Origin of the sequence: Nonomuraea sp. SBT364 (genome assembly GCF_001083785.1) — a bacterium.
GTDB lineage: Bacteria > Actinomycetota > Actinomycetes > Streptosporangiales > Streptosporangiaceae > Nonomuraea.
In genome coordinates this window covers 1-1039 of the sequence record NZ_LAVL01000359.1, presented here as the reverse complement: position 1 = coordinate 1039, position 1039 = coordinate 1, and the positions used below count along the sequence as shown (strand labels likewise).

At 73.3% G+C, this 1039-nt stretch carries 1 protein-coding gene; it reads right to left on the bottom strand.

The features are described from left to right. Positions 1–223: 223 nt before the first annotated feature. A partial coding sequence (locus ADY59_RS47340; protein WP_049577970.1) for a 2-oxo acid dehydrogenase subunit E2 occupies positions 224–1039 on the bottom strand: 816 nt, incomplete at its 5' end.

The following is a 1039-nucleotide window of genomic DNA, read 5'->3' as shown; positions in this document are numbered from 1 at the left end:
AGGCACCGCCATGCCACCACCCGCCGGGGCACGAACGGCCCCGCGACTCGCCGCCCCCCGGACCCCTCCGGGAAGCGCTCCACGGGTGCCGGCCCGTTTGTGTGCCCGGCCGGGGCGTCCCCTGAGGGAAGCGGGCGTCTTCCCGAGCCGGACGCGGGCCCGGAGACGCGGCCGGGGCCGGGCGCGCGGGGTGCGCGTCCGGCCCCGGGGGAGCGTGCGGAGGTCAGGCCAGGCCGAGCTGGGCCTCGAAGCGGCCTTCCTCCAGGCGGCGCTTGATCGTGGTGAGGAAGCGGGCCGCGTCGGCGCCGTCGACCAGGCGGTGGTCGTACGTGAGCGCCAGGTAGACCATCGACCGCACCGCGATGACCTCGCCCTCCGGCGTGTCGACCACGACGGGCCGCTTGACGACGGCGCCGGTGCCGAGCATGCCGACCTGCGGCTGGTTGAGGATCGGCGTGTCGAACAGGGCGCCGCGGCTGCCGGTGTTGGTCAGCGTGAACGTGCCGCCGGTGATCTCGTCAGGGGTGACCTTGTTGGCGCGGGTGCGCTCGGCCAGGTCGGTGACCTTGCGGGCGAGACCGGCCAGGTTGAGGTCGCCGGCGTCCTTGACCACGGCGGCGAGCAGGCCGCGCTCGGTGTCGACCGCGATGCCGAGGTTCTCGACGTCGAAGTAGGTCACCTCGTTGGTCTCGTTGTTGATGGTCGCGTTGAGCTTGGGGTGCTGCTTGAGCGCCTCGACGGTGGCCATCGCGAAGAACGGGGTGAACGTCAGCTTGACGCCCTCGCGGCGGAAGAACTCGTCCTTCGCCTTCGCCCGCAGCCGCGCGATCTTGGTGACGTCGACCTCGACGACCGAGGTGAGCTGGGCGGCCGTCTGCAGCGACTCCACCATCCGCTTGGCGATCGTCTGGCGCAAGCGCGTCATCTTCTCGGTGCGGCCGCGCAGCGTGGTGTCGACCTCGACCTGCTCGGGCTCGGCGGCTGCCGGGGCCTGGGCGGCGGGGGCGGCCTGCGCCGGAGCGGCGGCCGGGGCTGCCTG